The organism is Streptomyces sp. NBC_00299, from assembly GCF_036173045.1.
In the GTDB taxonomy this organism is placed as follows: domain Bacteria; phylum Actinomycetota; class Actinomycetes; order Streptomycetales; family Streptomycetaceae; genus Streptomyces; species Streptomyces machairae.
The window spans coordinates 8,660,942-8,685,929 of the sequence record NZ_CP108039.1; the positions used below are offsets into that span (position 1 = coordinate 8,660,942).

A 24,988-nucleotide genomic window follows, 5' to 3' on the forward strand; every position below is an offset into this window, starting at 1 on the left:
AACCCGCCGGGGGCGCCGTCATCGGCCCGTTAGGGTCGTGACCATGGCTACTCCTGACTTCATTCGTACGATCCGCGCCTCGGCCGGCCATCAGCTGTTGTGGCTTCCGGGCGTCAGCGCCGTGGTCTTCGACGAGCAGGGGAGGGTCCTGCTGGGGCAGCGCGCCGACAACGGCAAGTGGACGGTGGTCAACGGCATCCCGGACCCGGGCGAGCAGCCCGCTGTTGCCGCCGCGCGGGAGGTGTACGAGGAGACGGGTGTCCGATGCGTCGTCGAGCGGGTCGTCCTCATCCGGACCGGGAGTGAGGTCACCTATCCCAACGGCGACAGGTGCCAGTTCATGGACGTCACCTTCCGCTGCCGGGCCGTCGGTGGGGAGGCGCGCGTGAACGACGACGAGTCCCTGGAGGTGGGATGGTTCGAGGTGGACGCGTTGCCCGCGATGGACGAAGGTCAGCTGTTCCGGATCAAGCAGGCACAGTGCGATGAACCCACGTGGTTTGAGCCCATGACCTCGGGCTGAAGTATGGGCTGCGGCCATATGTGGTCAGGTGAGGGCGCTGCCTAGGGTCGAGCCATGACCCCGCCCAGCACTCCTCCCGCTCAAGGCTCGTCGTCGCCATCTCCGCTCGACCTCGGCGGCCGCACCGCCCTTGTCACCGGCGCCGCAGGCGGCATCGGCCGCGCCTGTGCGCTACGGCTCGCCGGAGCGGGGGCCAAGGTGAGAGCGGTTGACCGGGATGCCCCGGGGCTGGAGGAGCTCGCGGAGCGGAGCCGGGGCCTCCCGGGCGCCGTCGAACCGCACGTCCTGGACCTCACCGACCTGGACGCCGCCGAACACGCCGCCGCAGGCACCGACGTCCTGGTCAACAACGCCGGGTTGCAGTTGGTGCGCCCCATCGAGGAGTTCCCGCCGGACGTCTTCCACACGGTGCTCACCGTCATGCTGGAGGCACCGTTCCGGCTTATTCGTGGCGCATTGTCCCATATGTACGGGCAGGGTTGGGGCCGCATCGTCAATGTGTCCTCCGTCCATGGGCTGCGCGCCTCGGCCTTCAAGTCGGCATATGTGGCCGCCAAGCATGGTCTGGAGGGACTCTCCAAGACCGCCGCCCTGGAAGGCGCGCCCCACGGCGTCACCTCCAACTGTGTGAACCCCGCCTATGTGCGCACCCCACTGGTGGAGAAGCAGCTCGCCGACCAGGCCGAGGCCCACGGGATTCCCGAGGAGCGGGTGCTGTCCGAGGTGCTGTTGCAGGACAGCGCGGTCAAGCGACTCATCGAACCGGAGGAGGTCGCCGAGGCCGTTGCGTATCTGTGCAGCCCGCAGGCGTCCTTCGTGACCGGTACGTCGCTCGTGCTCGACGGTGGCTGGACAGCGCACTGATCGGGCGGGCTGATCCGGCACGGTGATCGGGCGGGCTGAGGTCGGGCACGGTGATCGGAGGGGCTGAGCTGGGGCGTGGTGATCGGCCGTGCGGTCGGTCGTCCTGGTGGTCGGCCGGTGCCGGTGGAGTTCCGAGTTATCCACAGGGCTGACGAGGTGGCGGTGCGATGAGTAATCCTGTCGGCATGTCTCGCGATCACGTGCAGCCCGCCGAGCGTTCCGCCGCCGATGACGGAGCGCCCCTGAGCAGCGCCGCGGCGGCCCCGAGCAGCGCCGAGGCGCCGTTCCTCGAATTGCTGGCCCGGGGCGCGTCCGCCGACGCCTACGAGCAGCCGGTGCTGCTCGCCCGCGCCGAGGGCAGAGCCACCGAGCAGATCGTCGCGCTCGAACAGGCCAAGCTGCTCGCCCTGCGCGTGCGTTCCGAACTGGAAGGGCGGCGCAGGCGAGAGGCCGAACTGTCGGCCCTCTTCGAGACGGCCCATGACCTGGCCGGGCTCCGGGACCTGGACGCCGTACTGCAGGCGATCGTGCAGCGTGCCCGGTCGCTGCTCGGCACGGACGTCGCCTACCTCAGCCTGAACGACCCGGCCAAGGGCGACACCTATATGCGGGTGACCGAGGGCTCGGTCGCCGCCCGCTTCCAGCAACTGCGGCTCGGCATGGGGGAGGGCCTCGGCGGCCTGGTCGCCCAGACCGCCCGCCCGTATGTCACCGACGACTACTTCAAGGACGAGCGCTTCCAGCACACCCTCGCCATCGACTCCGGCGTGCGGGACGAGGGACTGGTCGCCATTCTCGGAGTGCCGCTGATGCTGGGACACCATGTGATCGGCGTCCTCTTCGCCGCGGACCGGCGGGCCCGGGTGTTCGAGCGGGAGCAGATCGCGCTGCTCGGCTCCTTCGCCGCCCTCGCCGCGGCCGCCATCGACACCGCGAACCTGCTCACCGAGACCCGCTCGGCCCTCGCCGACCTGGAGCGGGCCAACGAGATCATCCGTGATCGCAGCGGAGTCATCGAACGAGCCTCGGACGTGCACGACCGGCTCGCCGAACTCGTGCTGCGCGGCGGCGGTGTGCACGACGTGGCCGCCGCCGTATCCGAAGTCCTCGACGGCACGGTCGAGTTCAAGGAGGCCACCGCCGCGCCGGCCGGGGCGCTGGAGACCTCCCGCGTCGAAGGCCACGCGGTACGACACGAAGCCGACTGGATCGCCGCCGTGGCCGCGGGCGGCGAACTCCTCGGCGCGCTGGTCCTGCGCGGCCACCCGGGCCTCGACCCCGTCGACCAGCGCACTCTGGAACGGGCAGCGATGGTCACCTCCCTTCTGCTGCTCGCTCGGCGATCGGCCGCCGAGGCCGAACAGCGGGTCCGGGGCGAGCTGTTGGACGACCTGCTCGACGCCCGCGACCGCGACCCTCGTCTGCTGCGCGAGCGCGCGGCGCGGCTGGCCGCCGACCTCGATGCCACCCACGTCGTCCTCGCCGCCCGCCTCGAAGCCACCGCGGCCGACGCCGACCAGGAGGCAGCCGCCCGCAGACGCCTGTGGTCCGCCGCGTCCCACCTCGCCGCAACCCGGCACGGTCTGGCCGCCGCACGAGACGGCGGCACGGTCCTGTTGCTCCCCCTCGAAGCATCGGACACGGCCACCGCGCTGGCCCGCCGCGCCGCCCGCCATCTCGGCACGGCCGTCCACGAGGCGGTCACGGTCGGTGCCTCGGCCCCGGTCGAGAACCTGGCCGCCCACCCCGACGCGGTGGCCGCAGCCTACGAGGAAGGCCGGCGCTGCCTGGACGCCCTGCGGTTGCTCGGCCGCTGTGGGGACGGTGCCGCCGCCGAGGACTTCGGGTTCGTGGGGCTGCTCCTGGCCGGCGACCGCGACATCGCCGGCTTCGTGGACCGCACGATCGGCAAGGTCGCCTCCTACGACGACCGCCGCGGCACCGACCTGCTGCGCACCCTCGACGCGTACTTCGCCTGCGGGATGAGCCCGGCCCGCACCAAGGACGAGCTGCACGTCCACGTGAACACGGTCGCCCAGCGCCTGGAACGCGTCGGTCGCCTCCTCGGCGACGACTGGCAGAGCCCCGCCCGCGCCCTGGAGGTACAACTGGCCCTGCGCCTGCACCGGTTGTCCACACCGGCACAGCGCTGACCCCCGCACGCGCAGGCGTACGGGGGCCAGTTCTCGGACCAACGTCCGTGGTGCTTCAGACGGTGTGCGCGTCCGCCGGCCGGGCCGCCGCAGGCTCCGTGTCGTCCGCGGGCTCGATGTCGGCCAGATCGCGGTGACGGGTCTCCTTGGCCAGCCCGACCGCGATCACCGTGAGGACGGCCGCGGCGATGACGTACAAGGCGATCGGGGTGGAGTTGCCGTAGTCGGCCAGCAGGGCGGTGGCGATCAGCGGTGCGGGGGCGCCTGCTGCGACCGAGGCGAACTGCGCGCCGATCGAGGCACCGGAGTAGCGCATCCGGGTCGCGAACATCTCGGAGAAGAAGGCGGCCTGGGGCGCGTACATGGCGCCGTGCAGGACCAGCCCCACGGTCACGGCGAGGATCAGGTTGCCGAAGGTGCCGGTGTCGATGAGCGAGAAGAACGGGAACATCCACAGCCCGACGCCGACCGCGCCGAGCAGGTAGACGGGACGCCGGCCGATCCGGTCCGACAACGCACCCCAGGCCGGAATGACGGCGAAGTGCACGGCGGAGGCGATGAGTACGGCGTTGAGGGCGGTCTGCTTGGAGATGCCGGCCGAGGTGGTGGCGTAGACGAGGATGAAGGCGGTGATGACGTAGTAGCTGATGTTCTCCGCCATACGCGCACCCATCGCCACGAGCACATCACGCCAGTGGTACCGCAGTACGGAGACCAGCGGGAGCTTCTCGGCCGTGGCCGCATGCGCGACCTTGCGTGCCTCCGCCTGTGCCAACGCCTGCTTGAAGACCGGCGATTCATCGACAGACAGACGAATCCACAAACCGACGATCACCAGTACGCCGGAGAGCAGGAAGGGGATCCGCCAGCCCCAGCTCACGAAGGCGCTGTCCGACAGCACGGCCGTCAGCAGCGACAGCACGCCGGTCGCCAGCAACTGGCCTGCGGGAGCGCCGGTTTGCGGCCACGAGGCCCAGAAGCCACGCCGCCGAGCGTCCCCGTGCTCGGACACCAGCAGCACGGCCCCGCCCCACTCACCACCGAGCGCGAAGCCCTGCACCAGGCGCAGTACGGTCAGCAGCACGGGCGCGGCGGTGCCGATGGTCGCGTGCGTCGGCAACAGCCCGATTGCGAAGGTCGCCCCACCCATCAGCAACAGACTCAACACCAGCAGCTTCTTACGGCCGAGCCGGTCACCGTAGTGCCCGAACACCAGCGCACCCAGCGGCCGGGCCGCGAATCCGACGGCGTACGTCAGGAAGGACAGCAGCGTGCCGACGAGCGGATCGGAGTCCGGGAAGAACAGCTTGTTGAAGACGAGGGCGGCGGCTGAGCCGTAGAGGAAGAAGTCGTACCACTCGATGGTGGTGCCGATGAGGCTGGCGGCGACTATGCGCTTGAGGTTCCCGGGTGGTGGGGGAGCGGTTGTTGCGGAGGCCATGTTCGCCACTTCCTCGTGTGCGGTGGGGACGGGTACGTGTTCGCACACGGTAGGAATCTGCAGGTCAGGGGCACATGTGGTGGGACTACATAGTTCGGGGGCGGGGAGTGCGTGCAGCCCCTATGTTGGTGCCTGGAGGGCCGATTCGAGGGCTTGATCGGTGGTGGAACGGGCGCTGTCTGGGTTGCGTCATTCGGGGTGATTTGAGGGTGGCGTGCTGACTCCCGTGCTGGTTCGGTGCTGACTAAGAGGTCGTTTTCTCCCTTTGTTTCATCCCGGTATACGGATTTGATCCGGTGATGTCGGGTCGCGCCAGGAGACGGTGTTCTCTCCGGTGAGGCGGCGTGACATCAGGTCAGTCATGGCGAGATGGATCATGGCTTCGGAGCGGTGCGGATGGGTTTCGTAGTCGCGAGCCAGACGCCGGTGCAGCATGAGCCAGCCGTAGGTCCGCTCGACCGTCCAGCGTTTCGGGATGGGGGTGAATCCCTTGGCCCCAGGAGTGCGTTGGACGATTTCGAGGTCGATGCCGAGGGCTGCGGCGTGCTCGACGAAGTGCTTGCGGTAGCCGCCGTCGACCCAGACCTTGCGCAGGGTGGGGTGCTCGGTGGCGGCCTGCTCCAGGAGGGGTCGGCCGGCGGTGGAATCTTGGACGCCGGCCGCGGTGACCAGCACCGCGAGCAGCAGGCCGAGGGTGTCGGTGATGATGCTGCGCTTGCGGCCCACGATCTTTTTGCCCGCGTCGATGCCCTGTGTCCTGGCGGGGACGGAGGTGGAGGTCTTGACGCTCTGGGCGTCGATCACGCAGGCCGAGGGGTGACGGTGTTTGCCCTCCTGCTGACGCACCAGCTCCCGTAAGAGGCCGTTGAGCTGGGCGAAGTTGCCGTCAGATTGCCATTTGGCGAAGTAGCCGTAGACCGTGTTCCAGTTCGGGAAGTCGTGCGGCAGGTAGCGCCACTGCACCCCGGTGCGGTCCACGTAGAGGATCGCGTTCATGATCTCGCGCAGGTCATGCTCGGGCGGGCGGCCGAAGTCCAGGGCCCGGCCGCGACGTTCGAAGCGCCACGCGGACAGGACCGGCTCGATCAACTCCCAGCGGGCATCGGACAGATCACTCGGATACGCACGTCGGTCGGCCATGTCCTGGACTGCGCCCAGGCGTGTGTCGTGCCTTGCCGAAGCACGGAACAGATCCGGGCGTCCTGGAATGAGACAGGCACAAGCCGACTCACCCACCAGACGTCACACCATCCGCCTCAGGAAGCAAGACCACCTCGGCCGCCCCACCCGCATCAGTTCAACGGCAGGCGCAATAGCGGAGCCATCACCGCACTAGAGACGAAAACGACCTCTAATGCTGCAACGGTGCTTGTTCTGAGTGCTGGGCAGTTTTCAGGGGCTGTGGCCGCGTCGTTTGCAGTGACTGGCTCGGGCTTGGTGTTGGCGTCGTCGGCGCCATGTCGACCAGTGCAGGATGTGGTCGATGGGGGTGGGTCGGCGGTTGGTGAGGCGGGTGATCAGGCGTCTGATCTCGGCGAGGCTGAGGTGGATGAGCTGGGAGGATCCGTTTCTGCTTTCTCCGCATCCAGCTCTCCAGCCCGCACGACGGTCAGGCAGGCGTGGGCGGCCATGGCCAACGTCATGTGGCGGTGCCAGCCGGGATAGCGGCGGACCTGGTAGTCGTCCAGGCCGCATTCCTGCTTCGCGGTCTGGAAACATTCCTCCACGGCCCAGCGGCTGCCCGCGATGCCGATCAGTTCATCCAGCGTGGTGCCGGCCGGGCAGTAGGCGATGTAGTACGAGATCTCCTCTGGCCTGCTGACGCTGCGTCGGGCGATCACCCAGTGCCGGCGGTCCTCCCGGTGCCAGGGCCTCACCTCGACACGAGCCCAGTCGTAGATCCGCTGTCCATGGGCCCCTGCGCCGCAGGAACGGCGTTTCCACTTCTGCCGCGGCAGGGCGGGGAACAGGTCGTGGACCGGGTGGTCGATCGCCCAGCGGGTGACGACGGTGTCGTGGCGGGTGGTGGCCATGACGTGGAAGACATCGGCCTGCTCGAGCTCGAACCGCCAGCCCTTGCTGTAGCCGTAGGCGGCATCTGCGGTCACCCACCGCAAGGGAATCTTGGCGGTGATCGCCCGGCGGACCATCGCCTTGGCCATCGACACCTTCGTCTCGAAAGCGATGCTGTCGTCGATGCCTGCCCGCCGACAGCGTTCCCGGTCGTCCGTCCACGAAGTGGGCAGATACAGACGTCGGTCGATCAGCGTGCGTCCGCGACCGGTGGCGTAGGCGAGGAAGACACCGATCTGGGAGTTCTCGGTGCGGCCCGCGGTGCCGGAGTACTGCCGTTGCACGCCGGCCGAACGGACACCCTTCTTCAGGAATCCGGTGTCATCGACAACAAGGACGGCGTCCGGGTCGCCGAGGCGCTCGACGACGTAGTCCCGCACATCGTCGAGGACCTCATCGGCCTCCCACTCGATCCTGTTCAACAGCCGGTGGATACGGTCCGGAGCCGCGTGACCCGCCTCTTCGGCCAGTGTCCAGCCGTTCTTCCGCTCCAGCGGAGCGATCAGCCCCTGCATAGAGGCAAGCGCCGTTTCCCGCGGCTCAGTCCTGTTGAACCGACGCACGAACCGCTCGTGCAACCGGTCCAACTCACTCGCCCACAACCTGACATCAGCAAGGCCCCCACCCATGACCACACCAACGAACGGCCTGGCCAACAGTCACGACATAGACCGTTGCAGTATTAGACCGTGTCCTATGTGGTGAGTCGGACGAGTCGTTTGTAGCAGCAGAGGGCGGCGGCGAGGCCGAGGAAGGCCAGGTAGTTGCGGGGGTGGCGTTCGTAGCGGTGGTTGAGTCTGCGGTAGCCGGTCAGCCAGGACATGGTGCGTTCGATGACCCACCTGCGGCGGCCCAGCCGTTCACTCGACTCGATGCCTTTGCGGGCGATGCGGACTCCGATGTGCTTGCCCCAGAGCCACTTCCGCAGGTGTGGGACGTCGTAGGCCTTGTCGGCATGCAGGCATCGGGGCTTGAGGAACCGTCCGCGCTGGGGGTCGTGTCTCGTTTGGTGACCCTCGATCATCGGCTTCAGTGCGAGGCTGTCGTGGGTGTTGGCGGCTGAGAGGCCGACGAGGAGGGGCAGCCCGTTCGCGTCCGGCAGGACGTGCATCTTGGAACCCGGCCTGCCCCGGTCCACGGGGCTCGGGACTGTGAGTTCGCCCCTTTTTTGGCCCTGACGTGCGCCGGGTCGAGGACCGCCCGAGAGAGATCGAGGAGCCCTGTGTCGTCCAGGCGGTACAGGATCTTCTCGTGGAGCCGGCCCCAGACACCGACTCTCGACCAGATCAGGAACCTGCGGTGGGCCGTCGACTTCGAGATCCCGAAGCACGGAGGCAACGCCCGCCAGGCGCACCCACTGACCAGGACGTAGATGATCGCGGCGAACAGCGTTTCATCAGGCGTGTCGTGTGTGCCGCCGCCCTGCGGACGCACCTTCGACCGCGGGATCAACGGCTCGGCGATCTCGCACAGCCCCTCCGGAACAATCCAACTCCACGTACCCCGCCCCATGGACAGCCCAACGAGTGATCACCACATAGGACACGGTCTTAGACGCCTGGCTATGCGTCGGACCACCATGCCCGCTGGCGGAGCGATGGCTCATCGGCTCACCAACGGGCGGAATGACCGTTGTCCAGGACGCGGCAATTGGTGGTGATCTGGCGGTGGCGTGCTGGCTCCCCGGGGCATGGCCGCTGGTTCCAGCGGATGAAGCAGGAGGCGGAGGGATGAGGGCCCGGTCAGCCGGGTTTGAGAAGGCCGGCTTCGACGACGGCGCGGCCGAAGGGGCTGGCGAGTTCGGCGAGACGCTCACAGTCCGCGTCGCCCAGGACGGCGTAGGCGGGGAAGGCCAGGCGGTCGGTGCGGTCCTCGATGTGCCGGCGCAGGCGTGCGCCTTCCGGGCTGAGGGCGTCGCCGTCGAGGAGACCTCGCGTGCGTAGGCGCTCCTGGGTGCGGGCCCACTCCTCCTCGGGCCATGCACGGCTCGCCTTGAGGAAGTCGACGGGAACCTCACCGGTCGCGGCGTGCAGAACCAGGGCGTCCAGGCCTGAGACGCCCTCGCTCAGCAGGCACGCGACATGGCCGTCTCCACGGAACTCCCGGAGCAGTGTCTGAGCGTGCCACAGCTGCAGTACCGGCTCCTGCGGCCAGGGCAGTGCGGCATGCGCGGCGAACAGCGGGCGGCCCTGCGCGTGTTCGCAGGCCGCCTCAGCAGCCCGGCGGGTCAGCGCCAGCACGTCGTCGAAGTTGGGCAACTCGTGGATTCCCGCCCGTCGCAGGGCTTCGCCCGCCGCGGCGTACCGCGCGTCCAGCACCTGCTGCGGCGTAGTTGCGTCCCAGGCTCCATCGACCGCCTGCCGTACGACATCGGGGTTGAAGTTGTAGAAGGTCGATATGACCAGCTCGGCGGATGCGCGGCCGAACGCGGCGCTCCTGGAGGTGAAGTACCCGGCGCGAGCGCTCAGGCCGAGGTCCGCGTACCGTAGCCTCCCCTCGGGTACGAAGTAGATCATTGCGTGGACGGGCTCGAGGCGGCGCCAGGCCGCGCGCGCAGTCTCCATGGGTCACCTCTCCGGAGAGTCGACTCTCCAGAGAGTCGACGAACGGGAAAATCGCTGCGGGTTCAGTACTCGCCGTGCGCTTGCAGGTGTTCGAGCAGTAGCCGGCTCAGCGTTTCGGGCGCCTCCTCGGGGATCCAGTGGCTGACGCCCTGGAGGGTCTCGAACCGGTACGGCCCCTTGACCCATCGCTCGGTCTCCTGCGCGGCTGCCGGGCCGAACGCGATGTCCTCCGTGCTCCAGAAATACAGCGTGGGCAGGTCGATGACGTCGATCGCGCCGTCGGGGCGGCCGGCCCGGTACCAGTTCAGTGCCGCGGTGAGAGCGCCCGGCTGGGAGAGGTGGCGCACATAGGCGTCCGCACTGTCTTGCGGGACCTTTCCGGCGTAGACATCCCGAAGCTCTTGGGCATCGTGGGCGAGCATGCGCTCCTCGGTCGCGGGTGTGTCGCGCCAGTCGATCATGTAGTGGGAGCGTTTGCGCTGATCCTGGTCGGTGCGCAGGGCCGTGGCCAGAGCGCCGGGGTGCGGGGTCGAGACAACCGTCAGGGTGCGTACGCGGTCGGGGTGGGCGTGCGCGGTCCACCAGGCCACCGCGCCTCCCCAGTCATGGCCGACCAGGTCGAACGCCGCCCAGCCCAGTTCCTCACTGATCGCGACCACGTCTTCTACGAGAAGGCCGATGCGATAGTCCTCGGGCCGCTCGGGGCGGGCGCCGGGGGAGTACCCACGCTGGTCGGGTGCCACCACCCGGTAGCCGTGCGCGGCCAAGGCCTCGATCTGCCGTCGCCACGCCAGCCCCGTCTGCGGAAAGCCGTGCAGCAGCAGCACCGGGCGGCCATCGGGCGGTCCCGCCGTGATCGCGTCGAACAAACCCGCACCCGTGGAGATGCTCAGCTGAGACACGGCCCACCTCTCTGTACCGACTGGTCGGTACCTTCCCGGCGCGGGAGCGGGCTGTCAAGACCGAGGCATGGTTGAACCTGACGCCGAATTCAAATATAACCGTCGGAAGGCCGACCCCTGGCCCCTACGGCCATGACATGTCATCGGTCACCGAGGAGTCGGTCGAGGAGTCGGTCAATGAGCCCTCTCCCCGCCGCAGTTGGCGTGCGGCGGCACCCCCTACCGGCAATCGAGCCCGGCTCGCGGCGTTCGAAGGTCCGGCCCGAGGGCCCGGACGAACCGGACCGACAGGAAACAGCGAGGCGACATGAGGGAAGCAGTCATCGTTTCGACAGCACGGACGCCGATCGGCAAGGCGTACCGCGGCGCGTTCAACGACACCCAGGCGCAGGAACTTGCCGCCCATGCCCTTTCGCACGCGGTGCAGCGCGCCGGGCTCGAGGGAGGTGAGGTCGAGGACGTGGTCTTCGGCTGTGCCGTGCAGCAGGGGTCCTCGGGTTTCAATGTCGCGCGGCAGGCCGCTCTGCGTGCCGGACTTCCGGACATCGTGTCGGGGATGACGATCGACCGGCAGTGCTCGTCGGGTCTGATGGCCATGGCGACGGCTGCCAAGCAGATAGTCGCGGACGGCATGCAGGTCGCTGTCGGCGGCGGTGTCGAGTCGATCTCCTTGGTGCAGAACGACCACATGAACACCCACCGCATGGCGGATCCCTGGCTGGTCGAGCACACGCCGGACATCTACCTGCCGATGCTGCACACGGCGGAGATCGTCGCCGAGCGCTACGGCGTGAGCCGGGAACGCCAGGATGAGTTCGCGCTCCTGTCACAGCAGCGCACCGCTGCAGCGCAGGACGCCGGCCGGTTCGACCAGGAGATCGTCGCGCTCGACAGCGTCAAGAAGGTCCTGGACAAGCAGTCCGGCAAGGTGCGGGACGAGGCCGTGACCCTGACCCGGGACGAGGGCAACCGCGCGTCGACGACGCTCGAGGGCTTGGCCGGATTGGCGCCCGTGCTGCCGGACGGTCAGGTGAGCGAGCATTCCAGCGTCACGGCGGGCAACTCCTCGCAGTTGTCGGACGGGGCCTCGGCGTCGGTGCTGATGGAGTCGAAGGAGGCCGAGCGCCGAGGACTGGAACCGCTGGGCGTCTACCGGGGTATGACCGTTGCCGGTTGCGGGCCGGACGAGATGGGCATCGGGCCGGTGTTCGCCATTCCGAAGCTGCTGAAGCAGCACGACCTCACCATCGACGACATCGGCCTGTGGGAACTCAATGAGGCGTTCGCTTCACAGGCGGTGTACTGCCGCGACGAACTGCACATCGACCCGGAGCGGTTCAACGTCGATGGCGGCGCCATCTCGGTCGGTCATCCGTACGGAATGACCGGTGCCCGACTGGTGGGGCATGCCCTCATCGAGGGCAAGCGCCGGGGCGTCCGGTACGTGGTGATCTCGATGTGCGTCGGCGGCGGAATGGGCGCAGCCGGACTGTTTGAGGTTGCCTGAGGTGTCGACCGTGACGGACAAGGCGCGAACCGCGGTCCTCGTGGACTTCGGCGGGGTCATCACCTCCAGTGTGCTGCGGGCTTTCACCGACTTCGGCGCCTCGCTCGGCGGCGACCCGCGCCTGCCGCTTGACCTCCTCGGCAAGGACGAGGCATCACGCACCCTGCTGGCCGACCACGAGTGCGGCCGTATCGACGCCGAAGCCTTCGAGCGAGGATTCGCCGAACGGCTCCGTGCGCACGGCGCCGACGTGGTGGCCGAGGGGCTCACGGCCCGCATGCAGGCGGCGATGTCGATCGACAAGGACATGCTCGCGCTGCTCGGTGATCTCCGAGCCGCCGGCCGTCCCGTCGCGCTCGTGTCCAATTCCTTCGGTAACGGAACCTACGACGGGGTCGAACTCGCCGCTGTCGCCGACGTGATCGTCATCTCCGCCGAGGTCGGGATCCGCAAGCCCTCCCGGCGGATCTACGCGCTCGCATGTGAACGCCTCGGCGTCGACCCCGAGGAGGCGGTCATGATCGACGATCTGCAGCAGAACCTCGACGGAGCGGCGCGGATCGGAATCGAGGGCGTACTGCACACCAGCGCCGCCGACACCCGCCGCCAACTCGCCGAACGCTTCGAGATCACCACCTGACGATCCACCGAGCGGGCGCAATGAGGTCGGTCATCCGCCCACACCGCCCGAGGACTTGATGCCGAAGCCGGGCCAAGTCAACCCATCGGAGAGGTGCGAGCCGCACCATCACCTGCTCTCGTCCCGGAAGGCACGCCCATGACCAGCGTCTTCGATCCCGTGTGCAGCCACGCGGCCGCCACTCCCGACAACATCGCACTGCGCGGCGCCACGGATCAGTGGACCTACCTTCGGCTGCGGGACGTGAGTATGCGGTACGCGGGCGCCCTGGTCGCCGCGGGCCTGTCCCCGGGGGACCGGGTGCTGCTCGCGGCGCCGTCGGTGCCCGAGTTCGTGGTGGCCTACCTCGGGATTCAGGCCGCGGGTTGTGTCGTGGTGCCGGTCAACACGATGTCCACCCGGGCCGAGGTCGAGTACGTTCTCGGCGACGCCGGATGCTCGTTGGCGATTCGTTGGCACGCCCTCGGCCCCGCTGTCGCGGAGGCGGCCGCGGCGCTCTCAATGCCCTCTTGGACACTGTCCCCGGGCGCGTCGGCCGCCGCTGCTCCTGTCGGTGTCGTCGACAGGCACCGCGACGAGACCGCGGCCATCCTGTACACCTCGGGAACCACAGGGCGGCCGAAGGGGGCCCAACTCACGGTCGGGAACCTGCTGTCCGCCGGGGAGATCGGCGCCGAGTGCAGCCGTGCCTCGAGCGCCGACCGTACCGGCACCGGACTCCCGCTGTTCCATGTGTTCGGCCAGGCATCGGTCATGATGGCGACCTTGACCGTGGGCGGCTCGATGTCGTTGCTGGCCCGATTCGACCCGGCGTCGATGCTGGACATGCTGCGCCGCGACGGGCTCACCATCGTGGCCGGCGTGCCGACCATGTGGAACGCGCTGCTGCACGCGGCGAGTGATGCGAGCCCGGCGGACTTCGCCGGGCTCCGTGTCGCCGTCTCCGGCGGCGCGTCGCTTCCCGGGGAGATCGCCCGGGCCTTCGAGGCCCGCTTCGGCTGCACGATCCTCGAAGGGTATGGGCTCACCGAGACCACTGCGTTCGGCACCTTCAACGACCTCGACCGCGGCGGCAAGACGGGGTACACCGGCGGGGCAGTGCCGCGGACGCAGGTTCAGGTGCGCGACGACGACGGCAACGAGTGCCCGCCGGGCGGCGTCGGTGAGGTGCACATCAAGGGACCCACGGTGATGCGGGGTTACTGGAACCGCCCCGCGGACACCGCCGCGGCCATCTCGTCCGACGGCTGGTTCCGGACCGGTGACCTCGGTGAAACCGACGCAGACGGGGACCTGCGCATCGTCGACCGTCTCAAGGACCTGATCATCCGCGGTGGTTACAACGTCTATCCCGGCGAGGTCGAGGAAGTTCTCTACGAGCATCCGGACATCGTCGAGGCAGCCGTGATCGGCGTTCCCGACGAGCACTACGGCGAGGAGGTCGCCGCGCTCATCGCGGCCCGTCCCGGATCCGAGCTCGGTGCCGCCGAGGTGTCGGCATGGGCACGAGAGCGGCTGTCCGCCTACAAGATCCCGCGTATCGTCCGGTTCGTCGACGCGCTGCCCAAGGGCCCGACCGGGAAGATTCTCAAGCGGTCCATCGACCGTACCGCTTTGACCCGTGACGAGCCGAACGTCGACGTTGCCGCCGGCCGTCACTGAGCGTACCGACCTTACGGATTGTGACGTCCCGACCATACGGATTGTGAGCATGGTGTCGGATTCAAGTACAGTTTCCGGGATGGACACCACTGCTCCCGAGGAGATCGACGGCGACGAAGCGCCACCCATGGCGCCCCTCTCGCACCTTCGCGAGCCGCCCACGACGAAGCGCGGAGCTCGGACGCGGGCCGCACTGGTGAAAGCCGCACGGAAGGTGTTCGAACGGGACGGCTACCTCGACGCCCGCCTGACCGACATCACCAAAGAAGCCCAGTGCGCGGCGGGATCCTTCTACACCTACTTCGCCAACAAGGAAGAGGTGCTCGCCGCCGTCCTCCTGGAGGCGCAGGAGGACATGATGCACCCCGGCATGCGCCGGGTGCAGGGTACCGACGACCCCTATGCGGTACTCGAGGCGAGCAATCGCGCGTACCTCGAGGCATACAAACGGAACGCGAAGCTGATGGGCCTGCTCGAGCAGGTCGCCCAAGTGGAGCCGGAGTTCCGTGAGTTCCGAAGCCGGCGCGCCGACGCGTTCATCCGCCGCAATGCCCGCGGCATCGCCGACCTGCAGGCGCGGGGTGTAGCAGACCGTGAGGTCGATCCGATGATGGCCTCCCGTGCCCTGTCGGGCATGGTCAGCGTCATGGCCTACAACGCCTTCGTGATCGGCGGACGCCAAGAAGAAGGTACGCCGTCGGACTTCGAGGAGCTCGTCTCCACGGTCACCCGGCTCTGGGCGAACGCCCTCCGCTTCCCCGGCCACCGCTGATCCGGCGGCTGGACCACCCGCCTCACAGCACCCGGCACCGCCGGGTGCTTCTCCTTTTCTGGCCTCCTCCGCAGGGGCCGTTCAGATGGGTCTCCTTGGCGCGGCGCTCCCTGTCCCCCTATTGAACTTGACGTCGGATTCAACTATACAGTTCAGCAGAGCACGGCCCAACGATCTCCGGGCCGGCCCCGGCCTCGCACGCCCCGCCACCGAGAGGGTTCGCTGTGAACGTTGCACAAAGAGTCGCTGTCGTCACCGGTGGTGGCGCAGGCATCGGCAGTGCGCTGGTCGCACGACTCGCTCGCGCAGGCGCCCGGGTCGTCGTCGCGGATCTCGACGCGGACAGCGCGCGGGCGGTGTCGGAGAGTGTCAACGCCGACCATCCGGGAAGCACCGTCAGCGCCGGCGCGGACGCGTCGGACACCGAGCAGATCCAGCAGTTGGTCGACCTGGCTGAGAGCACCTTCGGCCCGGTCGACCTCTACTTCGCGAACGCGGGCATCGCCGGGGCGCCCGGTCTCGACGCGAGCGAGCAGGACTGGGACCACTCGATCGACGTGAATCTACGGGCCCACATCCGTGCAGCGAAGCTGCTGGTACCGCGGTGGCTGGAGCGCGGTGAGGGCTACTTCGTGAGCACGGCCTCGGCGGCCGGATTGCTCACCCAGATCGGCTCCGCCACGTACGCCGTCACCAAGCACGCGGCCGTCGCCTTCGCCGAATGGCTGAGCGTCACCTACGGCGATCGCGGGGTCCGGGTCAGCTGTCTGTGCCCCATGGGGGTGAACACCAAGCTGCTGTCCGCCGGGGAGGACTCGGGAGACGCGCTGGGGAGAGCCGCGACGCGGGCCGTCACCTCCGCCGGTGACGTCCTGGAGCCGGCCGAAGTCGCCGACGCCGTCCTGGCCGCAATCGACGACGAGCGCTTCCTCGTCCTGCCGCACGAAGACGTTCTTGAGATGTACCGGCACAAGGGCTCGGACTACGACCGGTGGCTGCGCGGAATGCGTCGGTACCAGAGCTCCCTGCTGGCGCAGGCATGACTGGCGCGCCGGGCGAGCTCGTCCTCGCCGAACACCGAGGGCCGGTGCTGCTGCTCACCTTCAACCGGCCCGCCAAGCTGAACGCCTGGACCGACGAACTCGAGGACCGCTATTTCGCGCTGCTCGACGCCGCCGAGGCCGACCCGGACGTACGTGCCGTCGTGGTCACCGGCGCGGGCCGCGGATTCTGCGCCGGAGCCGACCTGCAACTGCTGCAGGCGGCCGGCGAGGTCGCCGAGGCGGACAGGGCACGGCGCCCTCCACGAGACGTTCCGCGGACCCTGCGCAAGCCGCTGATCGGAGCGATCAACGGGGTGGCCGCCGGCCTGGGCATGGTGGAGGCGCTCTACTGCGACATCCGCTTCGGCTCGCCCTCGGCCCGGTTCACCACGGCATTCGCGCAACGCGGGCTGATCGCCGAGTACGGGATCTCCTGGCTGTTGCCCCGGCTGGTGGGGCACAGCCGGGCAGCGGACCTGTTGCTGTCGAGTCGCATGGTGGATGCCGAGGAGGCAATCCGGGTCGGACTCCTCGACCACCTGGTCCCCACCGCCGACGTGGTGGATGCCGCTGTCGCGTACGCCGCCGACCTGGCGACGCGCTGCTCCCCGGCATCCATGGCAGTCATCAAGAGCCAACTGAGCAACGACGCGGACGGCACCTACGCCGATTCCGTGAGCCGGGCGGAAGACCTCATGCTCCAGGCCTTCCGTGGGTCCGACGTCGTCGAAGGCGTGGCCAGTCACCTGGACAAGCGCCCGCCCACCTTTCCCTCCCTACCCGTCAGGAGTTCGGATGTCCCTGTTTGAGATGTCGGACCGCGCCAAGAAGTACCAGGCGGATCTGCTCGAGTTCATGGATGCACGCGTCTACCCCGCCGAGGCGGTGTACGACGAGCAGATGCGCGCGTCGGGTGACCCGCACTTCCACCCGCCGGTCATCGAGGAGCTCAAGGCCGAGGCGCGCAGGCGTGGACTGTGGAATCTGTTCCACCCGCACCCGGACTGGGGCCCCGGGCTGACCAACCTCGAGTACGCGCCGCTGGCGGAGATCATGGGCCGCAGCCACATCGCCTCCGAGGCCTGCAACTGCAACGCGCCCGACACCGGCAACATGGAGGTGCTCACGCTCTTCGGCAGCGACGAGCACAAGGAGAAGTACCTGGGGCCCCTGCTCGACGGAACGATGGCCTCGGCCTTCGCGATGACCGAGCCGCGTGTCGCCAGCTCCGACGCCACCAACATCGAGCTGCGGATGGAGCGTGACGGCGACGAGTACGTGCTCAACGGCCGCAAATGGTTCGCCTCGAACGCGATGCACAAGAACTGCAAGGTGCTCATCGTGATGGGCAAGACCGACCCCACGGCGGCCCCACATCGCCAGCAGTCGATGATGGTCGTCCCGATCGACGCCCCCGGGGTCACTGTGGTCAGGAACCTCCCGGTCTTCGGGTACGCGGATCGCGAGGGCCATGCGGAGATCATCTTCGAGGATGTCCGGGTGCCGGCCAAGGACGTGCTCAAGGGCGAGGGCGAGGGTTTCGCGATCAGCCAGGCCCGGCTCGGACCGGGTCGTATCCACCACTGCATGCGGGCCATCGGCGCGGCCGAGAGGGCGCTGGAACTGATGTGCCGGCGTGCACAGTCACGGGTGACCTTCGGCAGTCCGGTCGCCGAACGGTCCAACATCCAGGACTGGATCGCGGAAGCGCGTATCGACATCGAGATGATCCGCCTGCTCACGCTCAAGGCCGCCTATCTCATGGACACGGTCGGGAACAAGGAAGCGCGCACCGAGATCGCGGCCATCAAGGTGGCCGCCCCCGAGATCGCGTTGAAGATCGTCGACCGCGCGATTCAGGTGCACGGGGGAGCCGGAGTGACCGACGACTTCCCCTTGGCGATGATGTACGCGCATCTGCGGACGTTGCGGCTGGCGGACGGTCCCGACGAGGTGCACAAGCGCGCCATCGCCAAGCAGGAACTGCGGCAGTACCGCGACGCGACGGCGGCGGTGAGCTGACGTGACGGGACTCGATCTCACCGGTCGCACCGCCGTCGTCACCGGAGCCTCACGCGGTATCGGGCTGGCGGTCGCCCAGGCCATCGCCGCGGCCGGCGGGAACGTCGTCCTCACCTCCCGGTCCCAGGAAGCGGCGGACGCCGCCGCGGCCCAGGTCAAGGGCACGGCGGTCGGCATCGGTGCGCATGCGGTCGACGAAGAGGCGGCCCAGCGCTGTGTGGATCTGACGCTGGAGCGCTTCGGCAGCCTGGACATCCTCGTCAACAACGCGGGGACCAACCCGGCGTTCGGGCCGGTCATCGACCAGGACCACGGTCGGTTCGCGAAGACCTTCGACGTGAACCTGTGGGCGCCCGTCCTGTGGACGGGTCTGGCCACGCGGGCCTGGATGGGGGAGCACGGCGGTGCGGTCGTCAACACCGCGTCGGTGGGCGGCTTGGCCTCCGAGGCGAACATCGGGTTGTACAACGCCTCGAAGGCCGCACTGATCCATCTCACCAGGCAACTGGCCATGGAACTCTCGCCGAAGGTCCGCGTCAACGCGGTGGCACCGGGTGTGGTGCGTACGAAGCTGGCCGAGGCTCTGTGGAAGGAGCACGAGCAGGCGGTATCCGCCTCGGTGGCGCTGGGCCGCATAGGGGAGCCCGCCGACATCGCCTCCGCGGTCGCCTTCCTCGTCTCGGACGCCGCGAGTTGGATCACCGGCGAGACCATGGTGATCGACGGGGGGCAACTGCTCGGTGACGCGCTCCCGTTCAGGCAGGAAACCGGCATCGGTGTCTAGCGCGGACATTCCCGGAATCGACGCCGAGGCGGTGGGCCGCTGGTTCGCCACCCTCGGCGTCGACGACGAACCGCGGAACAAGGCCGCGTCGGGGACCCCGACCGCTGCGCGCATCGACGCACTGGTGGCGAAGGCCCACGAAGTCGCGGACATGGCAGGTATCTGACCACCCGTACGTCAGACCCGGCGTGGGCGCGGTGGCAGGAGCGCCGGCCCTGGCGCACCAGCCGGTGCCGGTGCCCGGTGCCCGGTGCCCGGTGCCCGGGATTCGGGTGTCGTCGGGCTGTGGCCTCGTCCTGTCGCCCGCTACGCGCAGGGCGTTTCAGCCAGTCGGTGCCGTCAGATGGATCAGGATGCCGCACACCTCGTCCACGATCTCCAGGGCCTCCGTCTCGTCCCCGCAGTCGCCCAGCTCGCGTGCCGCACCGCCGATCACGGTGGTCAGCACTCTCACCCGAACCCGGCCGGCCCGTCGCTTCTCGTCCACCTCCAGGAGCCGGGCGTTGCGCCGTACCCACGCGCGGTCCCACTGGCGGCGCAGGGCGTCGAAGCCCGCGGGACCGTCGTCCTCCGCGATGAGTCTGCCGAGCCGCCGGTTGTCCCAAGCACCCTCCAGGTACGCCCTGGCCCCCGCCACGAAGAGGGCGATGGGGTCGTCCACGCCACGGCCTCGCTCGGCGGTCAGCGTGGCTGCGGTCCGGCGCTCCTGTTCCTCCCGGAACTCCTCCCAAAGGGCGAGGTAGAGCCCTCGCTTTCCGCCGTAGTGCTGGAAGAGGCTGCCCACCGGGATGCCGGCGCGCGCCGCGATCTCGGCGAGACCGGCGTCGGCGTAACCGCGCTCGGTGAACACCTCCAGCGCTGCGTCGAGAAGCGCACTGCGGACCGTTCGGTGCTCCCCGGTGGCGGCCTCCGGCCGGTCCATTCCGTCCTGCCCGTCCGCCGGCTGACGCAGCGCCTCGGTCCCGGCAGACTCCACGATGCCGCTCACCGGCAACCCCCGCCTTCCCCGGCCCCGTCGCGGATGGCGAGGGCGACCAGCAGTTCCAGGAGGTCGGCGATCCGGCGCGGATTGCGCCCGGTGCGTTCCTCGATCCGGCGCAATCGGTAGTGCGCCGTGTTGTGGTGCACCCGCAGCCGGTCGGCGGCCAGCCGCAGGTTGAGGTCGGCCTCCGCGAAGGCCCGTATGGTGGCCGCCAGCGTGTCGCCACGTCCGCGGTCCTCCTCCAGCAGCGCACGCACGCGGGGATCGACCAGCTGTCGGGCGAGGTCGTCGGCGCGCAGCGCCAGGTAGTCGAACGGGGACAGCCGCGGCAGTGCCGCCACCCCGCCCCCGCCCCCGCTCGGCACGAGGTCGACGGCTGCCCGTGCCTCCTCGTAGGCGCGCGGCAGTTCGCCGGCGCCCTGGGCCACCGTGCTGATGCCCATGGACAGCATGGTTCCCTCTCGCGCGAGCCGTTGCTGTACCGCCTCGAAGTGGGCGCAGATGTCCTCCGCGTCCATGCCGGTGCGGACCACGGGCACGGCCACCACCTCGCCGTGGCGTACGACGACCAGGGTCCGGCCGGCCCAGGGACCGGCAACGCCGATGGACGCGCTGGTCGCGTAGCCCTGCTCGGCCGAGGTGAGGTCGCCGGTGCGGGTGTCGCCGACGCACACCGCCACGACCGCCATCATCGGCGAGTGCGGTCCGATGCCGTACGCCTGCGCCGCGGCGAGCAGCGGACCGCGCGCCGGTGCCGCGCCGGCCAGGAGCTGGTCCAGGAGATCCCTGCGCTCCCGGTCCGCGTCGGCGACCACATGCTGCTGGTACTCGACATAGGCCTGCGCGGCATGGGTGCTGGCGTAGTCGACGTACCGCATCAGCGGTGTGACGAGGGACAGCGCGGCCTGCTGCGCCTCGGCGGACGTGCCCGCGCAGTCCAGCAGCTCGTCCCACAGCACCTGCCGGCCCACCCGGAAGGCACTGATCCAGTCCTCCAGGGCGAACCCCGCGCGTGCTCTGCGCATGGCCGCCGCGCGGCTGAAGACCAGGTCTTCGGGGGCGATGTCCTGGTCGCCGGCCAGCGCCGCCAGCTGCATCCGGTAGTGCGTGAGGACCTGGTCCCGTACGTCGTCGAAGAACCGCTCGTCCTGGAGCGCGTACGACGGGATCTCCGTGCGCATGACCGCGACGGCGGTCTTCGCCACGTCTTCGAGCCGGTCGTGGACGGTGTGCAGGATCCGGTGCCGCTCCCGGCTGAGGGGTTCGGAGAGTGCGGGGACGCCCAGGGCGGGTCCGCGAGGCATGGCGCCGATCGTCGCTGGCGTACTCGTGTCCCGTCAACAGGCCCGACGGGCGAGACGCCGGGGGCATTGGGCGTGGCGCACAAGTCGGTGGCCGCGAAGTTGGGTGCTCGCACCCAATGTGCGCGCGGAACGCCCCCACTTACTGTGACGCTCGCCCACCCCCCCAGCACCTCGGAAGGGGCGTCACTCATGCTCGCGGTCGACGGTATCAGCGTGCGCTTCGGCGGGATCACGGCACTGGACGGTGTCGCGTTCACCGTCGAGCCAGGCACCGCCGTGGGGCTCATCGGACCGAACGGAGCCGGCAAGACCACCTTGTTCAACTGCCTCACCAGGCGCTGCACCCCTGATGCGGGGACGGTCCGGTTCGAGGACGAGGACCTGCTCGCCTTCCCACCGCACTCTGTTGCTGGGCGCGGCATTGCCCGCACCTTCCAGAATCTGGGTCTGTTCTCACGGCTCACGGTCCGGGAGAACGTCATGGTCGGCTCCCACAGCCGGGGGCATACGGGACACCTCGCCGCGGCGCTCCGGCTGCCCCGCGTCCGGCGGGAGGAGAGGGAACTGCGTGACCAGGCAGACGACTTGCTACGGCGTCTCGGCTTGGCCGAAGTTGCCGACCACCCCGCCTCCGGGCTGCCGTTCGGCACGCTCAAACGCGTCGAACTCGCCCGGGCGCTCGCCGTACGGCCCCGGCTGCTGTTGCTCGACGAACCCGTCAACGGGCTCAGCCACGGCGAGGTCGACCAATTCGCGGATCTGGTCCGGTCGGTGCGCGAGGACTTCGACCTGACGCTTGTGGTGGTCGAACACCACATGGGGTTCGTGATGGGCCTGTGCGACAAGGTTGTGTGTCTCGACTTCGGGCGCAAGATCGCCGAGGGCTCGCCGAAGGAGATCCAGCGCGACCCTGCCGTCATCGAGGCGTACCTGGGGGTGGCGGCATGACGGAATCCACCACCGACAGCACCGAGGCCGGGCAGACGCATGCGGAACCGGACTTCCTGAAGGTCGCGGGTCTGCATGCCGGATACGGCCAGGCCCGCGTGCTCCAGGGGCTCGACTTCTCCGTCGCACGCGGCGAGGTGTGCGCGGTCCTCGGGCCCAATGGCGCGGGCAAGACGACCACTCTGCGGGCCCTGTGCGGCATGGTCCGCGGACGCGGCTCGGTGACGCTGAACGGTACGGAGCTGCTGGGTCGCTCGCCCGAGCAGACCGCGCGGCTGGGCGTTGCGCACGTACCTGAGGGCCGGGGCACCTTCAACGACCTGACCGTCGAGGAGAACCTGCGCATCGGCGCCCACGTGCGCACCGGCCGATGGAAGCGGGGCCGTGCCGAGCGCGCAGGCGTGGCGGCCGACATGGAGCGCATCTACGGCTACTTCCCCAAGCTGCGTCAGCGGTCCCACCAGGCCGCCGGCAGCCTCAGCGGCGGCGAGCAGCAGATGCTCGCCATCGGCAGGGCGCTGATGCTGCGGCCCTCGCTGCTGCTCCTGGACGAACCGTCGCTGGGGCTCGCGCCGTTGGTCACTCGCGAGCTGTTCGAGATCGTCCGTGCCGTCAACGAGGAGGAACGCACCACTGTGGTCGTCGTCGAGCAGAACGCTCAGCTCGCGCTGGATGTGGCGCACCGGGCACACGTACTTGAGGCAGGCCGCTTGGTGCTGTCCGGGCCGTCCCGGGAGATCCGCGAGGACGGGCAGGTCGCCGAGGTGTACCTCGGTGTCTCCGTCCGCACCGGAAAGGACGGGTGAGCGCCGTGACCGAACTGCTCCAGCAAGTGGTGGAAGGGGTCGGCTCCGGCGCCGTCTATGCCAGCCTGGCGCTGGCCCTGGTGCTGATCCACCGGTTCACCGGGATCGTCAACTTCGCTCAGGGTGAGCTCGCCATGATCTCCACCTATGTGGCGTGGCAACTCGTGGCGTCCGGGATGTCGTTCTGGCTGGCGCTGCCGGTGACCCTGGCGGTGTCCTTCGCCGGCGGCATGCTGGTCGAACGGATCGTCATCCGCCCGGTGCAGAACGCGCCCGAGCTGACGATGGTCATCGTCACGGTCGGTCTGTTCATCTTCGTCAACGCGATGGCCGGTCTGATCTGGTCGTTCACCGTGAAGGACTTCCCGCAGCCGTTCCCCGACGGCGGGATCGACCTGGCCGGGGTGCGCCTGGACTGGTCCAGCCTCGGCATCATCGCGGTCGTGGCCGTCGTGATGGGCCTGCTGTACCTGCTGTTCCAGCACACCTCCGTCGGCCTGGTGATGCGGGCGGTCGCGTGCAACCCCGCTTCCGCCCGGCTGTCGGGCATCCGAGTGGGCCGCGTGCTGATGCTCGGCTGGGGGCTGGCCGCGACGGTCGGTGCGGTGTCGGGCGTGCTCGTCGCCCCGCTGCTGTTCCTCGAACCCAACATGATGGGCGGCGTGCTGATCTACGCGTTCGCCGCGGCCACCCTCGGTGGCTTCGACAGCCCGGTCGGTGCGGTCGTCGGCGGCCTGGTCGTGGGCGTGGCCGAGACGCTGGCCGGGGCGTACGTGGACGTGATCGGTGCCGATCTGAAGGTGGGCGTACCCCTGCTGATCATCCTGGCCGTGCTGCTGGTGCGGCCCCAGGGCCTCTTCGGACGGGCGGCGGTGGAGCGCGTATGAGCACGATCACCGCAACACTGGGCACCGACCGCGCCCGCCGAATGCGGGCCGCGCTCACCGTGCTGCTCGCCGCGGGCGTCGCCGTCGGCGCACCGTTCTACTTCGCCCCGTTCCAGGTCTTCCAACTGACCATGGTGCTGCTGTACGCCGTGGCGCTGGCGGGCCTGAACCTGCTGGTCGGATTCGGCGGGCAGATCTCCCTCGGGCACGGCGCGTTCTTCGCGGCAGGGGCTTACACGGCAGCGGTCATGCTCGACCGCTACGACACCGGCCACTTGGCCACGCTGCCGGTCGCCGCCGTCGGATGCTTCCTGCTCGGCCTCGGTTTCGGCGTGCCCGCTCTGCGGCTGCGGGGGTTGTACCTGGCCCTGGTCACGCTCGCCTTCGCGGTGTTCCTGCCACCGCTGCTCAAGCGGCTCGAACCGGTGACGGGCGGCTCCATGGGCCTGACCGTGGACAAGCTGGAACCACCCGCGTGGAGCGGGCTGGCCGAGGACCAGTGGACGTACTTCGTCGTCCTCGCCGTCACCGCGGTGGCTCTGCTGCTCGCCCGCAACCTGCTGCGGTCCCGGGTCGGTCGGGCACTGCTCGCGGTGCGGGACAACGAGAGCGCCGCGGAGGTCATGGGCGTACGGCTGTCGCTCCACAAGACGCTCGCTTTCGCGTGGAGCGCGATGTTCGCGGGCGTCTCCGGATGCGTCTACACCTGGGTGATCGGCTTCGTCTCGCCCGACTCGTTCAGCTTCGTGCTGTCCATCACGCTGCTGGCCGGCCTGGTGGTCGGAGGGCTCGCCTCACTGTACGGACCGCTGCTGGGCGCGGCCTTCGTGATGTACGTGCCGAGCGTGGCCCAGGACATCAGCGAGGCGGCACCCGGCGTGGTGTTCGGCCTGCTGATCATCGCGGTGATGTTCGTGGCGCCGACCGGACTGGCCGGTCTGGCGGGCCGAGTCCGGGGCGCCGCCGCCAGTCGCCTCACCAGTTCCACCAAGCCTGTCGCCGGCGACCGGAAGGCCGACTCCGAACCCTCCTCGCCCACCGCCCCGGCGGATCCCGCACCTGTCGATGCCGAACCCGTGGGCGCACCGCCCCGCACGGAAAGTGACTGAAT

Annotated in this window: 24 protein-coding genes; 16 read left to right on the forward strand and 8 right to left on the reverse strand. The window is 69.1% G+C overall.

Features of this window, described 5'->3' with window-relative positions; genetic code table 11:
• Positions 1-43 precede the first annotated feature (43 nt).
• From OHT51_RS38425 to OHT51_RS38435, 3 genes are all read left to right on the forward strand, one after another.
• The gene (locus tag OHT51_RS38425; RefSeq protein WP_328883514.1) at positions 44-523 is read left to right on the forward strand and encodes an NUDIX hydrolase; all 480 of its coding nucleotides are present in this window, start codon (positions 44-46) and stop codon (positions 521-523) included.
• Between the two features lie 54 nt (positions 524-577).
• Positions 578-1,387: a 3-hydroxybutyrate dehydrogenase gene (locus OHT51_RS38430; RefSeq protein ID WP_328883515.1), complete on the forward strand. Its 810-nt coding sequence runs from the start codon at positions 578-580 to the stop codon at positions 1,385-1,387.
• Positions 1,388-1,572: 185 nt separating this feature from the next.
• On the forward strand, positions 1,573-3,540 hold the full coding sequence (locus tag OHT51_RS38435) for a helix-turn-helix domain-containing protein (protein WP_328883516.1): 1,968 nt from the start codon (positions 1,573-1,575) through the stop codon (positions 3,538-3,540).
• Positions 3,541-3,595: 55 nt separating this feature from the next.
• On the opposite strand, the gene OHT51_RS38440 is transcribed toward OHT51_RS38435, so the two are convergent.
• The 6 genes from OHT51_RS38440 to OHT51_RS38465 form a co-directional block, all read right to left on the reverse strand.
• The gene (locus OHT51_RS38440) at positions 3,596-4,981 is read right to left on the reverse strand and encodes an MFS transporter (RefSeq protein ID WP_328883517.1); all 1,386 of its coding nucleotides are present in this window, start codon (positions 4,979-4,981) and stop codon (positions 3,596-3,598) included.
• A 270-nt stretch (positions 4,982-5,251) separates the two neighbouring features.
• A complete protein-coding gene (locus OHT51_RS38445; protein WP_328883518.1) occupies positions 5,252-6,121 on the reverse strand; it encodes an IS5 family transposase in 870 nt (289 codons plus the stop codon).
• A gap of 377 nt (positions 6,122-6,498) precedes the next feature.
• Positions 6,499-7,683, reverse strand: a complete 1,185-nt coding sequence (locus OHT51_RS38450; protein ID WP_328883519.1) for an IS701 family transposase — start codon at positions 7,681-7,683, stop codon at positions 6,499-6,501.
• 65 nt (positions 7,684-7,748) lie between these two features.
• Positions 7,749-8,566, reverse strand: a protein-coding gene (locus tag OHT51_RS38455; RefSeq protein WP_328883520.1) for an IS5 family transposase whose coding sequence is annotated in 2 segments (ribosomal slippage) — positions 7,749-8,218 and positions 8,218-8,566 — 819 coding nt in all. Because the reading frame shifts where the segments join, the coding sequence is not laid out codon by codon here.
• A gap of 230 nt (positions 8,567-8,796) precedes the next feature.
• The gene (locus tag OHT51_RS38460; protein ID WP_328883521.1) at positions 8,797-9,618 is read right to left on the reverse strand and encodes an SCO6745 family protein; all 822 of its coding nucleotides are present in this window, start codon (positions 9,616-9,618) and stop codon (positions 8,797-8,799) included.
• 62 nt (positions 9,619-9,680) lie between these two features.
• A complete protein-coding gene (locus OHT51_RS38465; RefSeq protein WP_328883522.1) occupies positions 9,681-10,520 on the reverse strand; it encodes an alpha/beta fold hydrolase in 840 nt (279 codons plus the stop codon).
• A gap of 199 nt (positions 10,521-10,719) precedes the next feature.
• Between OHT51_RS38465 and OHT51_RS38470 the strand changes: the two genes are divergently transcribed.
• From OHT51_RS38470 to OHT51_RS38510, 9 genes are all read left to right on the forward strand, one after another.
• The gene (locus OHT51_RS38470; RefSeq protein WP_328883523.1) at positions 10,720-12,027 is read left to right on the forward strand and encodes an acetyl-CoA C-acyltransferase; all 1,308 of its coding nucleotides are present in this window, start codon (positions 10,720-10,722) and stop codon (positions 12,025-12,027) included.
• Positions 12,028-12,037: 10 nt separating this feature from the next.
• A complete protein-coding gene (locus OHT51_RS38475) occupies positions 12,038-12,667 on the forward strand; it encodes an HAD family hydrolase (protein ID WP_328883524.1) in 630 nt (209 codons plus the stop codon).
• A gap of 138 nt (positions 12,668-12,805) precedes the next feature.
• Positions 12,806-14,329: a class I adenylate-forming enzyme family protein gene (locus OHT51_RS38480; RefSeq protein WP_328883525.1), complete on the forward strand. Its 1,524-nt coding sequence runs from the start codon at positions 12,806-12,808 to the stop codon at positions 14,327-14,329.
• A 49-nt stretch (positions 14,330-14,378) separates the two neighbouring features.
• The gene (locus OHT51_RS38485; RefSeq protein ID WP_328884572.1) at positions 14,379-15,101 is read left to right on the forward strand and encodes a TetR/AcrR family transcriptional regulator; all 723 of its coding nucleotides are present in this window, start codon (positions 14,379-14,381) and stop codon (positions 15,099-15,101) included.
• 224 nt (positions 15,102-15,325) lie between these two features.
• Positions 15,326-16,144, forward strand: a complete 819-nt coding sequence (locus OHT51_RS38490) for an SDR family oxidoreductase (protein ID WP_328883526.1) — start codon at positions 15,326-15,328, stop codon at positions 16,142-16,144.
• Positions 16,141-16,953 carry an enoyl-CoA hydratase-related protein gene (locus OHT51_RS38495; RefSeq protein WP_328883527.1) on the forward strand — a complete coding sequence of 271 codons (813 nt, stop codon included), beginning with the start codon at positions 16,141-16,143 and terminating at the stop codon, positions 16,951-16,953. Before OHT51_RS38490 ends, OHT51_RS38495 begins: the two co-directional genes overlap by 4 nt.
• On the forward strand, positions 16,940-18,166 hold the full coding sequence (locus OHT51_RS38500; protein WP_328883528.1) for an acyl-CoA dehydrogenase family protein: 1,227 nt from the start codon (positions 16,940-16,942) through the stop codon (positions 18,164-18,166). Before OHT51_RS38495 ends, OHT51_RS38500 begins: the two co-directional genes overlap by 14 nt.
• Position 18,167: 1 nt before the next feature.
• Positions 18,168-18,950 (forward strand): SDR family oxidoreductase, encoded by a 783-nt coding sequence (locus tag OHT51_RS38505; RefSeq protein WP_328883529.1) that lies wholly within the window; start codon positions 18,168-18,170, stop codon positions 18,948-18,950.
• Complete coding sequence (locus OHT51_RS38510) at positions 18,943-19,116, forward strand: hypothetical protein (RefSeq protein WP_328883530.1); 174 nt, start codon at positions 18,943-18,945, stop codon at positions 19,114-19,116. Before OHT51_RS38505 ends, OHT51_RS38510 begins: the two co-directional genes overlap by 8 nt.
• Positions 19,117-19,272: 156 nt before the next feature.
• Here the strand turns inward: OHT51_RS38510 and OHT51_RS38515 are convergent, their stop codons facing one another.
• Complete coding sequence (locus OHT51_RS38515) at positions 19,273-19,938, reverse strand: TetR/AcrR family transcriptional regulator (protein ID WP_328883531.1); 666 nt, start codon at positions 19,936-19,938, stop codon at positions 19,273-19,275.
• Complete coding sequence (locus OHT51_RS38520) at positions 19,935-21,236, reverse strand: PucR family transcriptional regulator (protein WP_328883532.1); 1,302 nt, start codon at positions 21,234-21,236, stop codon at positions 19,935-19,937. Before OHT51_RS38520 ends, OHT51_RS38515 begins: the two co-directional genes overlap by 4 nt.
• A gap of 189 nt (positions 21,237-21,425) precedes the next feature.
• Between OHT51_RS38520 and OHT51_RS38525 the strand changes: the two genes are divergently transcribed.
• The 4 genes from OHT51_RS38525 to OHT51_RS38540 are packed head-to-tail and all read left to right on the forward strand — an operon-like array spanning position 21,426 to position 24,986.
• Positions 21,426-22,184, forward strand: a complete 759-nt coding sequence (locus OHT51_RS38525) for an ABC transporter ATP-binding protein (protein WP_328883533.1) — start codon at positions 21,426-21,428, stop codon at positions 22,182-22,184.
• Complete coding sequence (locus OHT51_RS38530; RefSeq protein ID WP_328883534.1) at positions 22,181-22,990, forward strand: ABC transporter ATP-binding protein; 810 nt, start codon at positions 22,181-22,183, stop codon at positions 22,988-22,990. The genes OHT51_RS38525 and OHT51_RS38530 overlap by 4 nt, the downstream gene beginning before the upstream one ends.
• Complete coding sequence (locus tag OHT51_RS38535; RefSeq protein ID WP_328883535.1) at positions 22,987-23,877, forward strand: branched-chain amino acid ABC transporter permease; 891 nt, start codon at positions 22,987-22,989, stop codon at positions 23,875-23,877. The genes OHT51_RS38530 and OHT51_RS38535 overlap by 4 nt, the downstream gene beginning before the upstream one ends.
• Positions 23,874-24,986 (forward strand): branched-chain amino acid ABC transporter permease, encoded by a 1,113-nt coding sequence (locus tag OHT51_RS38540; RefSeq protein ID WP_328883536.1) that lies wholly within the window; start codon positions 23,874-23,876, stop codon positions 24,984-24,986. The genes OHT51_RS38535 and OHT51_RS38540 overlap by 4 nt, the downstream gene beginning before the upstream one ends.
• Positions 24,987-24,988 lie beyond the last annotated feature (2 nt).

Coding starts and splice junctions, on each gene's coding strand:
- OHT51_RS38495 (WP_328883527.1), top strand. CDS start 16,141: ATGACTGGCGCGCCGGGCGAGCTCGTCCTCGCCGAACACCGAGGGCCG.
- OHT51_RS38540 (WP_328883536.1), top strand. CDS start 23,874: ATGAGCACGATCACCGCAACACTGGGCACCGACCGCGCCCGCCGAATG.
- OHT51_RS38460 (WP_328883521.1), bottom strand. CDS start 9,618: ATGGAGACTGCGCGCGCGGCCTGGCGCCGCCTCGAGCCCGTCCACGCA.
- OHT51_RS38430 (WP_328883515.1), top strand. CDS start 578: ATGACCCCGCCCAGCACTCCTCCCGCTCAAGGCTCGTCGTCGCCATCT.
- OHT51_RS38445 (WP_328883518.1), bottom strand. CDS start 6,121: ATGGCCGACCGACGTGCGTATCCGAGTGATCTGTCCGATGCCCGCTGG.
- OHT51_RS38425 (WP_328883514.1), top strand. CDS start 44: ATGGCTACTCCTGACTTCATTCGTACGATCCGCGCCTCGGCCGGCCAT.
- OHT51_RS38530 (WP_328883534.1), top strand. CDS start 22,181: ATGACGGAATCCACCACCGACAGCACCGAGGCCGGGCAGACGCATGCG.
- OHT51_RS38525 (WP_328883533.1), top strand. CDS start 21,426: ATGCTCGCGGTCGACGGTATCAGCGTGCGCTTCGGCGGGATCACGGCA.
- OHT51_RS38435 (WP_328883516.1), top strand. CDS start 1,573: ATGTCTCGCGATCACGTGCAGCCCGCCGAGCGTTCCGCCGCCGATGAC.
- OHT51_RS38520 (WP_328883532.1), bottom strand. CDS start 21,236: ATGCCTCGCGGACCCGCCCTGGGCGTCCCCGCACTCTCCGAACCCCTC.
- OHT51_RS38450 (WP_328883519.1), bottom strand. CDS start 7,683: ATGGGTGGGGGCCTTGCTGATGTCAGGTTGTGGGCGAGTGAGTTGGAC.
- OHT51_RS38485 (WP_328884572.1), top strand. CDS start 14,379: ATGGTGTCGGATTCAAGTACAGTTTCCGGGATGGACACCACTGCTCCC.
- OHT51_RS38480 (WP_328883525.1), top strand. CDS start 12,806: ATGACCAGCGTCTTCGATCCCGTGTGCAGCCACGCGGCCGCCACTCCC.
- OHT51_RS38440 (WP_328883517.1), bottom strand. CDS start 4,981: ATGGCCTCCGCAACAACCGCTCCCCCACCACCCGGGAACCTCAAGCGC.
- OHT51_RS38500 (WP_328883528.1), top strand. CDS start 16,940: ATGTCCCTGTTTGAGATGTCGGACCGCGCCAAGAAGTACCAGGCGGAT.